Source organism: Mycobacterium sp. M26, from assembly GCF_001494595.1.
Classification (GTDB): Bacteria; Actinomycetota; Actinomycetes; order Mycobacteriales; family Mycobacteriaceae; genus Mycobacterium.
The window spans coordinates 940,610-956,177 of sequence record NZ_LN929908.1; the positions used below are offsets into that span (position 1 = coordinate 940,610).

Annotated in this window: 16 protein-coding genes; 5 read left to right on the forward strand and 11 right to left on the reverse strand. The window is 69.4% G+C overall.

The features are described 5' to 3' along the window. Position 1: 1 nt before the first annotated feature. The 5 genes from BN3385_RS14015 to tap form a co-directional block, all read right to left on the reverse strand. Positions 2–586, reverse strand: coding sequence for a TetR/AcrR family transcriptional regulator (locus tag BN3385_RS14015; protein WP_156432918.1), 585 nt, complete (start codon positions 584–586; stop codon positions 2–4). Then, entirely contained in the window at positions 583–1,821 is a 1,239-nt protein-coding gene (locus BN3385_RS14020; protein WP_059017336.1) for a cytochrome P450, read from the reverse strand. Before BN3385_RS14020 ends, BN3385_RS14015 begins: the two co-directional genes overlap by 4 nt. A gap of 133 nt (positions 1,822–1,954) precedes the next feature. Continuing rightward, positions 1,955–3,319: an FAD-binding oxidoreductase gene (locus BN3385_RS14025; RefSeq protein WP_059017338.1), complete on the reverse strand. Its 1,365-nt coding sequence runs from the start codon at positions 3,317–3,319 to the stop codon at positions 1,955–1,957. Positions 3,320–3,349: 30 nt separating this feature from the next. Next, positions 3,350–3,823, reverse strand: coding sequence for a DUF3237 domain-containing protein (locus tag BN3385_RS14030; RefSeq protein WP_059017341.1), 474 nt, complete (start codon positions 3,821–3,823; stop codon positions 3,350–3,352). Beyond that, the gene (tap, locus tag BN3385_RS14035) at positions 3,820–5,061 is read right to left on the reverse strand and encodes a multidrug efflux MFS transporter Tap (RefSeq protein ID WP_059017343.1); all 1,242 of its coding nucleotides are present in this window, start codon (positions 5,059–5,061) and stop codon (positions 3,820–3,822) included. Before tap ends, BN3385_RS14030 begins: the two co-directional genes overlap by 4 nt. A gap of 30 nt (positions 5,062–5,091) precedes the next feature. Here tap and BN3385_RS14040 point away from each other — a divergent pair, with 30 nt between their 5' ends. Together BN3385_RS14040 and BN3385_RS14045 are read left to right on the forward strand one after the other, a co-directional pair. Then, the gene (locus BN3385_RS14040) at positions 5,092–5,946 is read left to right on the forward strand and encodes a uracil-DNA glycosylase (protein ID WP_059021945.1); all 855 of its coding nucleotides are present in this window, start codon (positions 5,092–5,094) and stop codon (positions 5,944–5,946) included. 7 nt (positions 5,947–5,953) lie between these two features. Continuing rightward, the gene (locus BN3385_RS14045; RefSeq protein ID WP_059017345.1) at positions 5,954–6,985 is read left to right on the forward strand and encodes an LLM class flavin-dependent oxidoreductase; all 1,032 of its coding nucleotides are present in this window, start codon (positions 5,954–5,956) and stop codon (positions 6,983–6,985) included. 84 nt (positions 6,986–7,069) lie between these two features. On the opposite strand, the gene BN3385_RS14050 is transcribed toward BN3385_RS14045, so the two are convergent. The 3 genes from BN3385_RS14050 to BN3385_RS14060 are packed head-to-tail and all read right to left on the reverse strand — an operon-like array spanning position 7,070 to position 8,188. Continuing rightward, positions 7,070–7,507: a nitroreductase family deazaflavin-dependent oxidoreductase gene (locus tag BN3385_RS14050; protein WP_059017348.1), complete on the reverse strand. Its 438-nt coding sequence runs from the start codon at positions 7,505–7,507 to the stop codon at positions 7,070–7,072. Continuing rightward, entirely contained in the window at positions 7,504–7,926 is a 423-nt protein-coding gene (locus BN3385_RS14055) for an HIT family protein (protein ID WP_059017349.1), read from the reverse strand. The genes BN3385_RS14050 and BN3385_RS14055 overlap by 4 nt, the downstream gene beginning before the upstream one ends. A 25-nt stretch (positions 7,927–7,951) precedes the next feature. Beyond that, positions 7,952–8,188 (reverse strand): anti-sigma factor family protein, encoded by a 237-nt coding sequence (locus BN3385_RS14060; protein ID WP_082690467.1) that lies wholly within the window; start codon positions 8,186–8,188, stop codon positions 7,952–7,954. 54 nt (positions 8,189–8,242) lie between these two features. Here BN3385_RS14060 and BN3385_RS14065 point away from each other — a divergent pair, with 54 nt between their 5' ends. Continuing rightward, complete coding sequence (locus BN3385_RS14065; RefSeq protein WP_059017352.1) at positions 8,243–9,634, forward strand: amidase; 1,392 nt, start codon at positions 8,243–8,245, stop codon at positions 9,632–9,634. On the opposite strand, the gene BN3385_RS14070 is transcribed toward BN3385_RS14065, so the two are convergent. Beyond that, on the reverse strand, positions 9,629–10,126 hold the full coding sequence (locus BN3385_RS14070; protein ID WP_059021949.1) for a DNA-deoxyinosine glycosylase: 498 nt from the start codon (positions 10,124–10,126) through the stop codon (positions 9,629–9,631). The two genes, BN3385_RS14065 and BN3385_RS14070, sit on opposite strands and share 6 nt — an antisense overlap. Here BN3385_RS14070 and BN3385_RS14075 point away from each other — a divergent pair. Both BN3385_RS14075 and abmR read left to right on the forward strand, forming a co-directional pair. Further along, the gene (locus tag BN3385_RS14075) at positions 10,117–11,271 is read left to right on the forward strand and encodes an adenylate/guanylate cyclase domain-containing protein (protein ID WP_059017353.1); all 1,155 of its coding nucleotides are present in this window, start codon (positions 10,117–10,119) and stop codon (positions 11,269–11,271) included. The two genes, BN3385_RS14070 and BN3385_RS14075, sit on opposite strands and share 10 nt — an antisense overlap. Positions 11,272–11,341: 70 nt before the next feature. Next, complete coding sequence (gene abmR / locus BN3385_RS14080; RefSeq protein ID WP_059017355.1) at positions 11,342–11,908, forward strand: ATP-binding transcription factor AbmR; 567 nt, start codon at positions 11,342–11,344, stop codon at positions 11,906–11,908. Here the strand turns inward: abmR and BN3385_RS14085 are convergent. Together BN3385_RS14085 and BN3385_RS14090 are read right to left on the reverse strand one after the other, a co-directional pair. Continuing rightward, the gene (locus BN3385_RS14085; RefSeq protein WP_197415301.1) at positions 11,905–13,797 is read right to left on the reverse strand and encodes an ABC transporter ATP-binding protein; all 1,893 of its coding nucleotides are present in this window, start codon (positions 13,795–13,797) and stop codon (positions 11,905–11,907) included. The two genes, abmR and BN3385_RS14085, sit on opposite strands and share 4 nt — an antisense overlap. Positions 13,798–13,808: 11 nt before the next feature. After that, complete coding sequence (locus BN3385_RS14090) at positions 13,809–15,554, reverse strand: ABC transporter ATP-binding protein (RefSeq protein WP_059021951.1); 1,746 nt, start codon at positions 15,552–15,554, stop codon at positions 13,809–13,811. Positions 15,555–15,568 lie beyond the last annotated feature (14 nt).

A 15,568-nucleotide genomic window follows, 5' to 3' on the forward strand; every position in this document is an offset into this window, starting at 1 on the left:
GTTAGCCGCCCACGGCTTTCGGGTCGGGGCAGACCAGCGGGACGACGAATTCCTCCAGCATGGCCTGCTCGTCGTCGGGATCGTGGCCGGGGAAGATCAGCAGCGAGGTCAGCACCCGCACCAGCCAGCGGGCGCGGCGGTGCACCACGTCGGGCTCATCGGGTCGCAATGACAGCAGGAACGCCGAACTCAGCGCCTGGATGACCTCGGACTGTTCGGCCATCTCCGCCCCGATCGGCGAGTCGTTGGTCGCGAACCACGATGACAATGCCGGACTTTCGCGCACCAGCCGCAGCGCGGCGGTCAGCCCCGAGACCAAGCGCTCCCGCGGGTCTTCGATACCGTCGATGAGCTCACTGACCTGTTGGTAGAGCCGGTAGGACTCACGGTGCACGTACGCGGTGTGCAGCGCCTCCCGGTTCTCGAAGTAGCGATACAGCGTCGCCCTGGAGCACCCTGCGGCACGGGCGATCTCGTTCATCCCGACACTGGACACGTCGGCTCCGGCGAACAGCTCACCGGCGGCGTCGAGAATCCGGTCGGCGGCCACCTCCGCGCGCCGGGAGCCCAACCAGTCGGCCATCAGCGCGTCACCCGGAACGGCACCGACAGCGGCCGGCGCACGTAGCTGCCGCCGGCCCACACCACACCGGCGGTGTCGATCTCGTAATCCGGGCAGCGGGAGAGCAGTTCGGTCAGCGTCACCCGGGCCTGCATCCGCGCGGCCGCCGCACCCAGGCAGTGATGCGCGCCGTGGCTGAAGGTCAGGATGTTGCGCGGCCGACGCGCCACGTCGAGTTCACCGGCATCCTCGCCGTACTGGCGCTCGTCGCGGTTGGCCGACCCGTACAGCAGCAGCACCTTGCGCCCGGCCGGGATGGTCCTGCCGTGCAGTTCGACGTCGCGGGTGACGGTGCGGGCCAGACCCTGCACCGGTGAGGTCAGCCGCAGGAACTCGTCGACGGCGTCTCCGATGAGGTCGGGCTGCTCGACGAGCAGGCGGCGCTGATCGGGCCGCTGATCGAGCAATTGCACTGCACCACCGAGCATTCCGGTGGTGGTGTCATTGCCGCCGGTGACCATGGTGAAGGTGAAGGCCAGCACCGACAGTGTCCCGGCGATATCGCCGTCGGCGCCCACCCCGGCGGCCACCAGATGGGAGACGGTGTCGTCACCGGGCTCGCGGCGACGACGGTCGATGAGTTCGGTGAAGTAGCCCATCATCGAGCCGACGGCATCACCGACGGTCGCAAGCGCTCCGCCGATCCCGTCGGCGGAGGTGTTGGCCGCCACGATGGCGTCGGTCCAGCCGTCGAACTGGGCACGGTCCTCGTCGGGTACCCCGAGGTAGTGCGCGACGACCATCGACGGCAGTGGCTTGAAGAGTTCGGCGACGATGTCACCGCCGCCGGCGGCCCGCAGCGCCTCGATGCGTTCGACGACGAACTCGCGGACTTTCGGTTCGACGGCTTCGACCTGGCGCGGAGTGAACCCGCGCGACACCAGCTTGCGAAATTCGGTGTGTACCGGCGGGTCTTGCATGACCATCGGTGGATTGTCTTGCAGTCCAATCAGTTCCAGCTCGCCGTAGTTGACGGTCAGGCCCTGCGCGGAGGAGAACGTCTGGTGGTCGCGCGCCGCGGTCCAGATGTCCTCGTGCCGGGAGAGCACCCAGTAGTCCTGGTCGGGGTTGTTCGGGACGACGTGGTGGACCGGATCGCGGTCGCGCAGCGCGCGGTACATCGGCCACGGGTCGGCCCAGGTCTCGGCGGTGGCCAGTTCGAAGCGGGCATCCGCCTCGTGAGACACAACAGCGGTCATGTCTTATGATTACGACAGCTTTGGGGGTGTGTCAAGATTCGGCCGGTGCCGACAGTAACCTCACTGTGGCAATCGGGTCCGAAAACCGCCGTCAGGTTACTGTCGGCGCGCCAGCGCTGCAGCGGCCCAGACCTCAGACCACCGCACCCGGGTTGAGGATGTTCTGCGGGTCCAGCGCCGCCTTGATCCGGCGATTGAGTTCCATGGCTTCGGGGCCGAGCTGGCCGGCCAGCCACGGTTTCTTCAGCCGTCCCACCCCGTGCTCGCCGGTGATCGTGCCGCCCAGCGACACCGCCAGGTCCATGATCTCGCCGAAGGCGAGGTGCGCGCGTTCGGTCATCGCGGCGTCGTTGGGGTTGTAGACGATCAGCGGGTGGGTGTTGCCGTCACCGGCGTGTGCGATCACCGAGATCGTCAGGTCCCGGTCGGCGGCGATCTTGGCCACCCCGCCCACCAGTTCGGCCAGTGCGGGCAACGGGACGCCGACGTCCTCGAGGAGCAGCGGCCCCTTGGCTTCCACCGCGGGGATGGCGAAGCGGCGCGCGGCGACGAACGCCTCACCCTCGGCCGGGTCGGACGTCGAAAAGCATTCGGTGGCACCGGCTTCGGTGAACACCCGGGCCATGAACTCGGCGTCCTCGGCACCGGCCGCGCCGCGGTCGTCGGAGGCGGCGACCATCATTGCGGCCGCCGAACGGTCCAGGCCCATCTTCAGTTTGTCCTCGACGGCGTTGATCGCCACCGAATCCATGAACTCCAGCATCGAGGGCCGGATCGTGCCGGTGATCGTCACGACGGCGTCGGCCGCGGCCTCCACGGAATCGAACGTCGCCACCACGGTGCACGCCGAGGGCTGCGGCGGCAGCAGGCGCAACGTCACCTCGGTGACCACCCCCAGGGTGCCCTCGCTGCCGACGAACAACTTGGTCAGCGACAGCCCCGCGACATCCTTGAGCCGGGGGCCGCCGAGTCGCACCGCAGTACCGTCGGCCAGCACGACCTGCAGCCCGAGAACGTAATCAGTGGTGACGCCGTACTTGACGCAACATAGCCCGCCGGCGTTGGTGGCGATGTTGCCGCCGATGCTGCAGATCTCGTAGGACGACGGATCCGGCGGGTACCACAGGCCGTGCTCGGCGACGGCCTTCTTCACCTCGGCATTGAGCAGCCCGGGCTGGACCACCGCGGTGCGGGTCACCGGATCGACGGTGATGTCGCGCATCTTCTCGGTGGACAGCACGATCCCGCCATCGAGTGCGGTGGCGCCGCCGGAGAGCCCGGTGCCCGCGCCGCGCGGAACCACCGCGACGCCGTGCGCGCTGGCCCAGCGCAGCACCGTCTGGACCTCTTCGGTGCGGGTGGGCCGCACAACGGCCAGCGGGGTGCCCGCCGACGGGTCGGCGGCCCGATCGTGGCGGTAGGAGCCCAGGATGTCGGGATCGGTGACGACCATGCCGTCGGGCAGTTGCGCGGCCAGATCGGCCAGAGGGCTAGCCATTACGCCATCCTAGGTGCGAGCGCGGGCGACTCAGAGAACCTCGAACACTCGGTATTGCACTTCAGACAGTGACATCCGGTTGATCGCGACGGTGTGTACCGCGTTGATCCAGCGGTAGCGCTCGTCATCGGTGTCGAACAGCGGGCTGGACCGGGCATAGACCTCGTCGTGGCCGACCAGTTCACCGGCGCTGTAGCGGGCGGTGGCCTCCGGCCCCATCAGCACCCGGCCGCTCACCGTGACGTGGATGAGGGCACCGTCGTCAGTGCGGAGCGTGGCGCGCACATCGAGCCGGGCCACCCCGTCGCTGCCGAGTACCACCCAGTCGCCGCCGCCGGGCAGCAGGTCGCCGGCGATGCGGTCGCCCTCGACGCGACCCCGGGCGATCACGAATGTCATCCGCGTCCCGGTGGGGGTGGGAAAGATCTGCGAGGAGTCGAACTCGACGCGCATGTCGAGCAGATGCCGAAATCCCGGTTCGGCGTCGATGTCGATCAGCGTCATGGTGCGAGCTTAGGTCGGCCCGGCTCGTCGTCGAGTTCCTTGAGCGCGGGTACCCAGGGGCAGGCCAATCCGACGATCAGGATCGGTACCGCCAGCGCCAGGAAGGTGACTTTCAGGCCGAACGCGTCGACCAGCGGACCGGCCAGCATGAAGCCGACCGGGCCTGCGGCGTACGCCATCGACGTCATCACCCCGACCACCCGACCGCGCATGTTCTCCGGGGTCCGGGTCTGCATCACCGAGTTGTAGATCGGCCCGATCGGCCCGTACACCAGGCCGATCAGGGCGGCGAGCAACAGGATCACCGGCAGCGGCGGCAGGAACGCGATCCCGATGCTGGCCGCCCCCAGGGTCAGCACCGCGACCAGAACGGTCGTGCGCCTGCTCGCCACGCGGGAGAGCACCGTCCAGCTCAGCGCCCCGACCAGTCCGCCGATCGACAGCGCCATCAACACCCAGCCCAGCTGCGCGGGTTCGTTGCGGTCGGTGAAGTACTTCGGGAACAGCACGCTCTCCATCGGCAGGTACAACCCGGTGACGGCCAGCGACACCAGCGCCAGGGTGCGCAACACCCGCTCGTGCCACACGAAGCGCAACCCCTCGACGATCCCGGACACCACGCCGTCGGGGCGCTTGTCGCGGTCAGGACGGCCCGCCCCCTCCAGTCGCAGCACCGCGGCGGCGGCGATCGAGAGGCCGAAGATCGCGGCGGTCACCCACATCGTGTTCACCCCGCCGATGGTCGCGATGAGCAGACCACCGATACCCGGGCCGGTGATGTAGGCGAGGTTGAACACCGCCTCGTAGATGCTGTTCGTGTGGTCCAGCGACCAGCCGGCCCGTCGGCCCGCCTCAGGCAGCATCGACTCGCGGGCCGTTACCCCGGCGGGGTCGAAGAACGCTCCGAGGGCGGCCAGTCCGGCCAGTACGACGGTCGACAGAACCTGGGTGCCGAACGCCAGCGCGAGCACGGGGATCGCGGCCACCGAGATCGCCGACAACGCGTCGGCCAGCATCGCCACCCGCCGCCGGCCGATGAAGTCGACAGCGGTGCCGGCCACCAGGGTGGCCGCCAGTAGCGGCAGCGTCGCCGCCCCGGCCACGATCGAGGCGTCCACCGCGCTGCCGGTGCGCTGCAGCACCAGCCACGGGAACGCCACCATCGAGATGCCGTTGGCGCCCGCGGCCAGGAACGCCGACGTCAGGATCAGCAGCGCGGGAATGCGCTTGGTGCTCACCGGCGAAGCTTAAGCGTGCACAGTGGACTGGTGACTGCACACGCTCATCCGCGCACCGGTGTGCCGTTCGAATCGCCGGTGCCGCCCGGAACGGGCTGGCCGGGGGACCCGGCGGTGCCCGAGACGCCGGTGGCGACGACGCCGCGGCGGGTGGCGACGCTGGCCGCCCGGATCGCCGACGTCGACGAACTCGACGCGCTGGTCAGCGTGTGCCGGGCCTGCCCACGCCTGGTGGCCTGGCGTGAGGAGGTGGCGGTGGCCAAACGCCGCGCCTTCGCCGTGGAGCCGTACTGGGGGCGCCCGATCACCGGCTGGGGGTCGGCGACGCCGCGGATCCTGGTGCTGGGCCTGGCGCCGGCTGCGCACGGCGGCAACCGCACCGGCCGGGTGTTCACCGGTGACCGGTCGGGGGATCAGTTGTTCGCGGCGCTCTACCGCGCCGGTCTGGTCAACTCACCGTTGAGCGTGGATGCGGCAGACGGGTTGAGCACCAACGAGATTCGCATCGCAGCGGCAGTCCGGTGTGCGCCGCCGGCCAATGCGCCGACCCCGCAGGAGCGGTCGACCTGCGAGCCGTGGCTGGACGCCGAGTGGCGGCTGATCGGTCCGCATGTGCGGGTGGTCGTGGCGCTCGGCGGGTTCGCGTGGCAGGCCGCGCTGCGGCTGCTGGGTGCGCAACTGGCCGGGCTGCCCAAACCGAAGTTCGGCCATGGCGCGGTCGCTGAACTGCCGTCGGGTCTGGTGTTGATCGGCTGCTATCACCCCAGCCAGCAGAACATGTTCACCGGGCGGCTCACCCCGGCGATGCTCGACGACGTGTTCGCCGAGGCTTCCCGGCGGGCGGGTCTGACCGGCGGGGAAGCTCCCCGCGACCGGAGGCGTTGACCCAGTCATGCGCCTTTCCGTCCTCGATCTCGTTCCCGTTCGTACCGATCAGAGCACCGGCGACGCGCTGGCGGCCACGGTGCGGCTGGCGCAGACCGCCGACCGGCTCGGTTTCACCCGCTACTGGCTGGCCGAGCATCACAACATGCCGGCCGTCGCGGCCACCAGCCCGCCGGTGCTGATCGCCTACCTCGCCGCCCAGACCACGCAGATCCGGCTGGGATCCGGCGGGGTGATGCTGCCCAACCATGCGCCGCTGGCCGTCGCCGAGCAGTTCGCGCTGCTGGAGGCTGCCGCTCCCGGCCGGATCGACCTGGGTCTGGGCCGGGCACCGGGCAGCGACCCGGTGACCTCGATCCTGTTGCGCGGTACCCGCGACGACTCGGACGTGGAGAACTTCCCGCAATACCTCGACGAGGTAGCGGCGATGATGAGTGCGCGCGGGGTGCGGGTACCGATCCGCGGTCAGGACTACATCCTCAAGGCCACCCCCGGTGCGCTCAGCGAGCCACGGCTGTGGCTGCTCGGCTCGTCGATGTATTCGGCGCACCTGGCGGCGGCCAAGGGCCTGCCGTATGTGTTCGCCCACCACTTCGCCGGGCAGGGCACCGCCGAGGCACTGGCGATCTACCGCAGCGAGTTCCGGCCCTCGGCGGTGGCCGCCGAACCGGTCACGTTGATGACGGTCAACGCCGTGGTGGCGCCGACCCGGGACGAGGCCGAGGCGCTGCTGCTGCCCAACCTGCAGATGATGGCCCGGCTGCGCACCGGCCAGCCGCTGGGGGCGCTGGATCTGGTCGAGGACGCCGCGGGTCTGTCGATGCATCCGCAGGCCGAGGCCGTGATTGCCGCTGGCCGGGCCAAGGCGGTCGTCGGGGCGCCGGCCGAGGCCGCTGATCAGGTTCGCGCGCTGGCCGCCGAGTTCGGGGTCGATGAGGTCATGGTGAACCCGGTGGCATCGGCCCACCGCGGCACTGACCCGGGCGCCGCGCCGGCGCGGGAGGCGACGCTGGAGCTGCTGGCCAAGGAGCTGTTCTAGACCCTGTGCGCCGAGATTGACGTCACGCAGACGTCCACTCGAACTTTTCCTGCGCAAGTTCAATCTCGCCGGGGGCTGGCGTGACTAGCGAACCAGCCGGACCACCGGGATCGGCCGGGTCGTCAGCTTCTGGTAGGCGCTGTAGCGTCCGCCGTTCTGGTCATCGCAGATCTTCCACAACCGCGCATAGTCCGGGTCATCCGGCAGCAGCACGTGCGCGGTGACGGGCACCCGGCGCGGTCCGAGGTTGATCTCGACGTGCGGGTTGGCCCGCAGATTGTGGTACCAACCCGGGCTGCGTGGCGCTCCGCCATTGGAGGCGACGATCAGATAGTCAGCGCCATCGCGGTAGTAGGCCAGCGAATTCGCCCGCTCCGCACCGGTTTTCGCACCGACCGTGTGCAGCAGCAGCATCCGTGGCGCAAACGGCAACCGGTGCCCGATCCATCCGCCCGACCGCTTGTACAGGGTGTCGTGCACGGTCAGGAACTTCAGCATGAACTTGTCGACCGCTGATGTCATGGGATCAACTCCAGAGCCTCGCGCAGGATCCGGCCGGTGGCCTCGCGATCGGGGTCGCGGCGGATCAGCATGCCCTTGGCGAAGGACAGCTTGTCGCCGTCGCGGCGCGGGATCACGTGCAGATGGATGTGGAACACCGTCTGCATCGCCGACTTCCCGTCATTGATCGCGATGTTGTTGCCCGTGGCGCCCAGCCCCGATACCCGCGTTGCCTGGGCGATCCGCTGACCGACCGCCAGCATGCCGCCCAGCGTCTCGGCCGGAGTGTCGGTCAGGTCGACGGTGTGGCGCTTGGGCACCACCAGCGTGTGGCCGCGGGTGAACGGGCGAATGTCGAGGAAGCCCAGATGGTCGTCGTCCTCGTAGACGCGGATGGCCGGCGCGGTGCCGGCGACGATCTCGCAGAACACACATGACATTCCGCCACCGTAGCGGGTCGGATGATCACTGCCAGTCGTGGAAGGCGCCGACGAGCTGCTTGCGGAACTCCGGGTCCAGGTCGTCGGGCCGCAGCCGCCCCACGATCGCCACCGTGGTCCGAAGCTGGGCGAGGTAGCCGCGGCAGCCCTTGCAGATCAGCAGATGCAGGCGCACGCGCGCCGCCGTCGGGGCGTCCAACGCACCCGAGTAGTAGTCGCTGAGCAGCTCCACGAGGGCCGCGCAGGTCATCGGTTTCGGCATTGAAGGGGCAGTGTCGGTCGAAGCCCGATCCGTTACGGCGATACGCTGCCGGGCGTGGACCTCACCGACATCGCGTTCGCCGGCGCCGCGGAGCAGGCCCGCATGCTGGTCGCCGGCAGCATCACCGCGCCTGCGCTGCTGGACCTCTATCTCGACCGGATCGCCCGGGTGGACCGGGAGGTCCGCGCCTACCGGGTGGTGCTCACCGAACGCGCCCGCAAGGAGGCCGCGGCCGCCCAGCAGCGCCTGGACGCCGGGGAGCGCCTGCCGCTGCTCGGTGTGCCGATCGCCATCAAGGACGACGTCGACGTCGCCGACGAGTTCACCTGCTACGGCAGCAGCGCGCACGGCCTGCCGCCGACGCAGGATGCCGAGGTGGTGCGGCGGCTGCGCGAGGCGGGCGCGGTGATCCTGGGCAAGACCGCCGTGCCGGAGATGATGCTCTGGCCGTTCACCGAGACGGTGGCCTTCGGCTCCACCCACAATCCGTGGGACCTGGCGCGTGCGCCCGGCGGCAGCAGCGGTGGCAGCGGTGCGGCGGTGGCCGCCGGGCTGGCGCCGATGGCGCTGGGATCCGACGGTGCCGGGTCCATCCGCATCCCGGCCACCTGGTGCGGACTCTTCGGGATCAAACCGCAGCGCGACCGTGTCCCGATCGGTCCACACGACGATGCCTGGCAGGGACTGAGCGTCAACGGCCCGATCACCCGCACGGTCGAGGACGCCGCGTTGTTCCTTGACGTCACCAATTCCGCACGCGCACCCCGCGGCGGGTTCGTGGCGGCCGCGGCGCGCAAACCGAAGAGACTGCGAATCGCGTTGAGCGCCAAGATTCCGCCCACCATCGTGGGCAGGGTCGGCCGGGCCCAGCAGAAGGCGCTCGACGGTGTCGAGTCGCTGCTGCGCGAGCTGGGCCACGAGGTCATCTGGCGTGACCCGGACTATCCGGCGTGGGCGGTCTACGGGCACGTGCTGCCCCGGATGTGGCGCGGCATCTACGACGACGTCCAGCAGCTGCCCCATCCCGAGCGCCTCGAACCGCGCACCAAGACGCTGGCCCGGCTGGGCGGGCTGATCTCCGATCAGCAGATCGCCAAGATCCGGGCCGCCGAGGCCACACTGGCCGCCCGGGTCGGGTCGATCTTCGACGACGTCGACGTGCTCATCACGCCGGGAACGGCCACCGGTCCGTCGCGCGTCGGGCAGTACCAGCACCGCGGCGGGGTGGGCACCCTGGCGATGGTCGCCTCCCGGGTTCCGTTCCATGCGATCTTCAATGCGACGGGCCAGCCCGCCGCCGTCGTGCCGTGGAGCCTTGACGGAGAAGGGATTCCGGTCTCGGTGCAACTCGTCGGCCGCCCCTCCGACGAGGCAACACTGCTGTCGCTGAGCCACCAGATCGAAACGGCCCGGCCGTGGGCCAACCGGCGGCCGCCGGTGTCATGACCCGGCGATCACCCGCCACGCGCTGAGCTTGTCGGCGTAGCGCATGGTCTGCGCCGGACTGGTCGACGGCAGCCGCGCGAACACCACGTCGGCGTCGACGCGCACCAGCCTTGCGAAATTGCGCTCGGCGGCCGCGCCGTTGAAGTACACCCGCTCAACGTGGCGGTGCGCGGCGAAGAACGCCGGGAAATCGTTGGCCACCATGCTGTCCGGTTCGACCGCCGAATCGAGGCTGCCGATACGGCGGCAGTGTTGGAGAACGTCCCACACCGCGATTCCGCGGCGGCGCAGGGCCGCGGCGCGGTCGGGATAAGGATCGTCGGCGGCGAAGCCGAACAGCTCAGCGGTGATGCGCCAGAACGCATTTCGCGGATTGCCGTAGTACTCGCCGGCGGCCAGCGACATCACGCTGGGCATATTGCCCAGCACCAGCACGCGGGCGTGCCGGTCGGCGATCGGCGGCAGTCCCTCCAGCAGCGGAGATGAAGACATTGCATCCGACCGTATACGTTGAACCGGTGAGCGATGACGGCGACATCGAAGCGTCCGGGCTGCTCGACGGTCTGAGCGGCGACCTGCGCGCGGAGCGGGCCGAACTGATCCCGTGGCTGCTCGATCAGGGCATCACCGTCGAGGAGATCCGGGCCTCGTTCGCCCCGATGCTGCTGCCCGCCCGCCGCGCACTCGGCGACGACGGGACCTACGTCTCCGCGCGCGAGATCGCCGAACAGACCGGCCTGGACGTCGACGTGCTGACCCGTTTCCAGCGGGCCAGCGGCCTGCCGCACGTCGAAGACCCCGACGCCGCGGTGTTCATGCGTCTCGACGGCGCCACCGCTGTGCACATCAAGCGGTTCATCGACCATGGCATCGACCCCGACCTGATGCTGACGGTGGTTCGCGTTCTGGCCGATGGACTTTCGCATGCCGCCGAGGTCATGCGCACCACCGCGCTGGCCACCGTCATGCATCCCGGCGCCAGCGAGCTCGACGTCGCGAAGTCGGCGCAGGCACTGGTGGGGGAGATGGCCCCGCTGCTGGGCCCGATGATCCAGGACATGCTCATGCTCCAGCTGCGGCACGCCCTGGAGACCGAGGCCGTCAACGCCAACGAGCGCGCGGCCGGTGCGCCGATGCCCGGGGCCCGGCTGGTCGCGGTCGCCTTCGGTGATCTGGTCGGCTTCACCCGGCTCGGCGAGACGGTGCCACCCGAGGAGCTCGAGCAGCTGGCCAACAAGCTCGCCGATGCTGCCCGCGATGTGGCGATTCCGCCGGTTCGGTTCATCAAGACCATCGGCGACGCGGTGATGCTGGTGTCGAAGGACACCACCGCGCTGCTGGAGGCCATGCTGCGTCTGAGCGAGGCCATCGAGTCCGACGGTGATCTGCCGCAGCTGCGGGTGGGGGTGGCCTACGGTCCGGCGGTCAGCCGCGCCGGCGACTGGTTCGGCAGCCCGGTGAACCTGGCCAGCCGGGTGACCTCCGCGGCGCGGCCGGGGTCGGTGCTGGTGGCCGAGGCGGCCCGGGAGCAGATCGCCGACGATGCCCCGTTCAGCTGGTCGTTCGCCAAGGCCCGCCACCTCAAGGGCATCAAGGACGAGGTCAAGCTGTTCCGCGCCCGCCGGGCCGGGGAGTAACGGTCGTGCCCTCGTTTCGCCGGGAGAGAAACCCTGGCACCAGTGGTGTAACGATGTAATCATGTAATTCATGAAGCACCAACACACACATCCCCGTTCCGGCCGGCCCGGCCGCCCCGGTGGCTGGCAGCAGGCCGACCAGCCCGATGCCGGCGATGCCGGCGAATGGTTCGCCGGGCGGCTGCCCGACACCTGGTTCGACGGCGACCCCACTGTCATCGTCGACCGCGAAGAGATCACCGTCGTCGGCCGGCTGCCCGACCCTGCTGACGGCCCCGAATCAGAAGCCCGCGCGTCCGGACGGGCATCCCGGTTCCGGGAGGACACCCGCTCCGAACGGATGCGGATCGCCGACGAGGCGCAGGACAAGTACGGCCGCAAGGTGTCCTGGGGCGTGGAGGTCGGCGGTGAGCGAATCCTGTTCACCCACATCGCCGTTCCGGTCATGACCCGGCTCAAGCAGCCGGAACGCCAGGTGCTCGACACCCTGGTCGACGCGGGCGTGGCCCGCTCCCGCTCGGATGCCCTGGCGTGGAGTGTGCGGCTGGTCGGCGAGCACGCCGAGGAGTGGCTGTCCAAGCTGCGTACGGCGATGGCTGAGGTTGACGAACTGCGCGCCGAAGGCCCCGGCCTCTAGGCCTGTGTCATCGCGAAGTAGGCACCCCGCCGGGCCAACAGCTCGGTGTGGGTGCCCTTTTCGACGATCCGGCCGCCCTGCATCACCAGGATCATGTCGGCGTCCCGGATCGTCGAGAGCCGGTGGGCGATGATGAAACTCGTGCGCTCCCGGCGCAGTTCGGTCATCGCGTGCTGCACCAGCAGCTCGGTTCGGGTGTCCACCGAACTGGTCGCCTCGTCGAGGATCAGCAACTGCGGGCGGGCCAGGAACGCCCGGGCGATGGTGATCAACTGCTTCTCGCCGGCGCTGATGTTGCCGCCGTCGTCGCTGACGCGGGTCTGATACCCGTCCGGAAGGGTCTGCACGAACCGGTCCACGTAGGCCGCGCGGGCCGCCGCCAGCACCTCGTCCTCGGTCGCATCCGGCCGGCCGTAGGCGATGTTCTCGGCGATCGTGCCGGCGAACAACCAGGTGTCCTGCAGCACCATCCCGATCCGGGAGCGCAGCGATTCGCGGCTGATGTCGCGGATGTCGGTGTGGTCCAGCAGGATCCGGCCGGAGTCGACGTCGTAGAACCGCATCAGCAGGTTCACCAGGGTGGTCTTGCCCGCCCCGGTGGGCCCGACGATCGCCACCGTGCTGCCCGGCTCGGCCACCAGCGACAGGTCCTCGATCACCGGGGTGCCCTCCCGGTAGCCGAACCAGACGTTCTCGAACTCCACCCGGCCACCGCCGCTGCGCGGCAACACTTCTGCCGCATCGGGGGATTCTTCCGGCTCGTCGAGGAAGTCGAAAACCCGCTCGGCGCTGGCCACCCCGGACTGCAGCGTGTTGTACATCCCGGCCACCTGGGTCAGCGGCTGGTTGAACTGACGCACGTACTGGATGAACGCCTGGATGCTGCCCAGCGTGATCTGACCGGTCGCCACCTGGTAGCCGCCGACGACCGCGACGGCCACATAGCTGAGGTTGCCGATGAAGTTCGTCGCCGGCGCCACCAGCCCGGAGAAGAACTGGGCGCCGAAGCTGGCCTGGTACACGTCGTCGTTGCAGTCGCGGAACTTCTCCTGCGCAGCCGCGCGGTGCCCGAACGTCTTGACCACGGTGAAACCGCTGTAGGTCTCTTCGATGTGGGCGTTGAGCCGGCCGGTGTTGGTCCACTGCGCGATGAACATCTTCTGCGAGCGGCGGGCGATCGCCCGAGTCACCCACAGCGACAACGGAACCGTGATCACCGTGATCAGGGTCAGCAGCGGCGAGATGGTCAGCATCATGGCCAGCACCGCGAACACCGTCAGCACCGAGGTCAGCAGCTGGCTGATCGTCATCGACACCGACTGCTGGATGTTGTCCACGTCATTGGTCACCCGGCTGAGCAGCTCACCGCGCTGCCGGGAGTCGAAGTAGGACAACGGCAACCGGTGCACCTTGGCCTCGACATCGGCGCGCAGGGCCCGCACCGTGCGCTGCACGATCACGTTGAGCAGCCGGGCCTGTACCCAGACGAACAGTGCGGCAAACAGATACAGCACCAACGCCAGCAGTAGGGTGCGGCCCACCGCGCCGAAGTCCACGCCCTGGCCGGGCACCACGTTCATCCCGGACAGCAGGTCGGCGAAGGTGTTGTCGCCACGCGCCCGCGCCGCGGCGATGGCCTGCTCCTTGGTGATGCCGGCGGGCAGCTGACGGCCGATCACCCCGTTGAACAACAGGTCGGTGGCGTGGCCGAGGATGCGCGGGCCGGCCACGCCGAGCGCGATCCCGGCCACCGTCAGCACCAGGACGGCCACCGCGGGCCAGCGTTGCGGGGTCAGCCTCGCCAGCAGCCGCAGCGCCGAGCCCTTGAAATCCCGGGAGCGGGCCTGACGGGGGTCCTGGTTGAGCATGCGCATCCCGCCGCCGCGCATTCCGGCCCCGGTCATGACGCGCCCCCGACGCCGGCGCCCAGGGACTGGGAGTCGACGAATTCCGCATAGGTGGGGCAGCTGGTCAGTAACTCGTCGTGGGTGCCCGCCCCGACCACCCGGCCGCCGTCGACGACGACGATGTGGTCGGCCTGCATCACCGTCGAAATCCGTTGCGACACAATGATCACCGTCGAACCCGCCGACACCTCCCGCAGGGCGGCGCGCACCCGGGCGTCGGTGTGCACGTCCAGGGCGGAGAAGGCGTCGTCGAACAGGTAGATCGCGGGCCGGCGGATCACCGCCCGGGCGATCGCCAGGCGCTGACGTTGCCCGCCGGAGAAGTTGATCCCGCCCTGGGCCACCCGCATCCCCAGGCCCTCGGGATGGGCGGCCACGAAGTCGTCGGCCGCGGCGACCCGCAGTGCCGCCCACATCTCGTCCTCGCTGGCGTCACTCTTGCCGTAGCGCAGGTTGTCGGCGACGGTGCCGGAGAACAGGTAACCGCGCTGCGGCACCAGGCCGAGTGCGGACCACAGGTTCTCGGTGTCGTAGTCGCGCACGTCGATCCCGTCGACGCGCACCGCGCCGCCGGTCACGTCGTAGAGCCGGCAGATCAGCGAGATGAGCGTCGACTTGCCCGAACCGGTGCAGCCCACGATCGCCGTCGTCATCCCGGTTCGCGCGGTCAGCGAAACATCCTCCAGCACAGGCCGTTCGGCGCCCGGGTAGCTGAATGTCGCACCGTCGAGCGTGACCTCGCCGCGGATGCCGCCTGCCGGACGGGCCGGATCGGCCGGGCTGGTGATGGCGGTCTGGGTGGACAGCACCTCGGTGATCCGCTCGGCACACACCGAGGCCCGCGGCAGGATCAGCAGCAGCAGGGTGGCCATCAGCACGGCCATCAGAATCTGCATGAAGTACGACAGGAACGCGATGAGCGAGCCCACCTGCATCTGCCCGGCGTCGATGCGCAGGCCGCCGAACCAGATCAGCGCGACGCTGGAGATGTTGATGGTGAGCGTGGTCAGCGGCAGCATCAGCGCCTGCCAGCGCCCGGCGGCCAGTGCGGTGTCGGAGACCGCGGCGTTGGCGACGGCGAACCGGTCCCGTTCGAAGGACTCGCGGGCGAACGCGCGGATCACCCGGATACCGGAGAGTTGCTCGCGCATCACCCGGTTGATGCCGTCGATCAGGCGCTGCATGCTGCGGAAGATCGGCAGCATGTGCGACACCACCCAGTAGTTCGACACCGCGAGCACCGGCACGCTCACCAGCAGCAGCCAGGACAGCCCGGCGTCCTGGTGGATCGCCATCACGATGCCGCCGACGCACATGATCGGGGCGGTCACCAGCACGGTGGCCGTCATCTGGACCAGCACCTGGATCTGCTGGACGTCGTTGGTGGTCCGGGTCAGCAGCGAGGGCGCGCCGAAGCGGGACGTCTCGCGTTCGGAGAACGTGATGACGTGGTGGAACATCGCCGAGCGCAGGTCGCGGCCGAACCCCATTCCGGTGCGCGACCCGAAGTACACCGCGCCTACCGCGCACACGCCCTGCAGCGCGGTCACCGCGAGCATCAGCAGCCCGAGCCGGGTGATCAGCCCGGTGTCGCCTTTGGCCACGCCGTCGTCGATGATCGCGGCATTGATCGTGGGCAGATACAGCGAAGCCAGCGTGCTGATGACCTGCAGCACCATCACGGCCGCGACCAGCCACCGGTACGGCCGGACATACTGTCTCAGCAGCGCCAGGAGCATGCCGTTACTGTCGC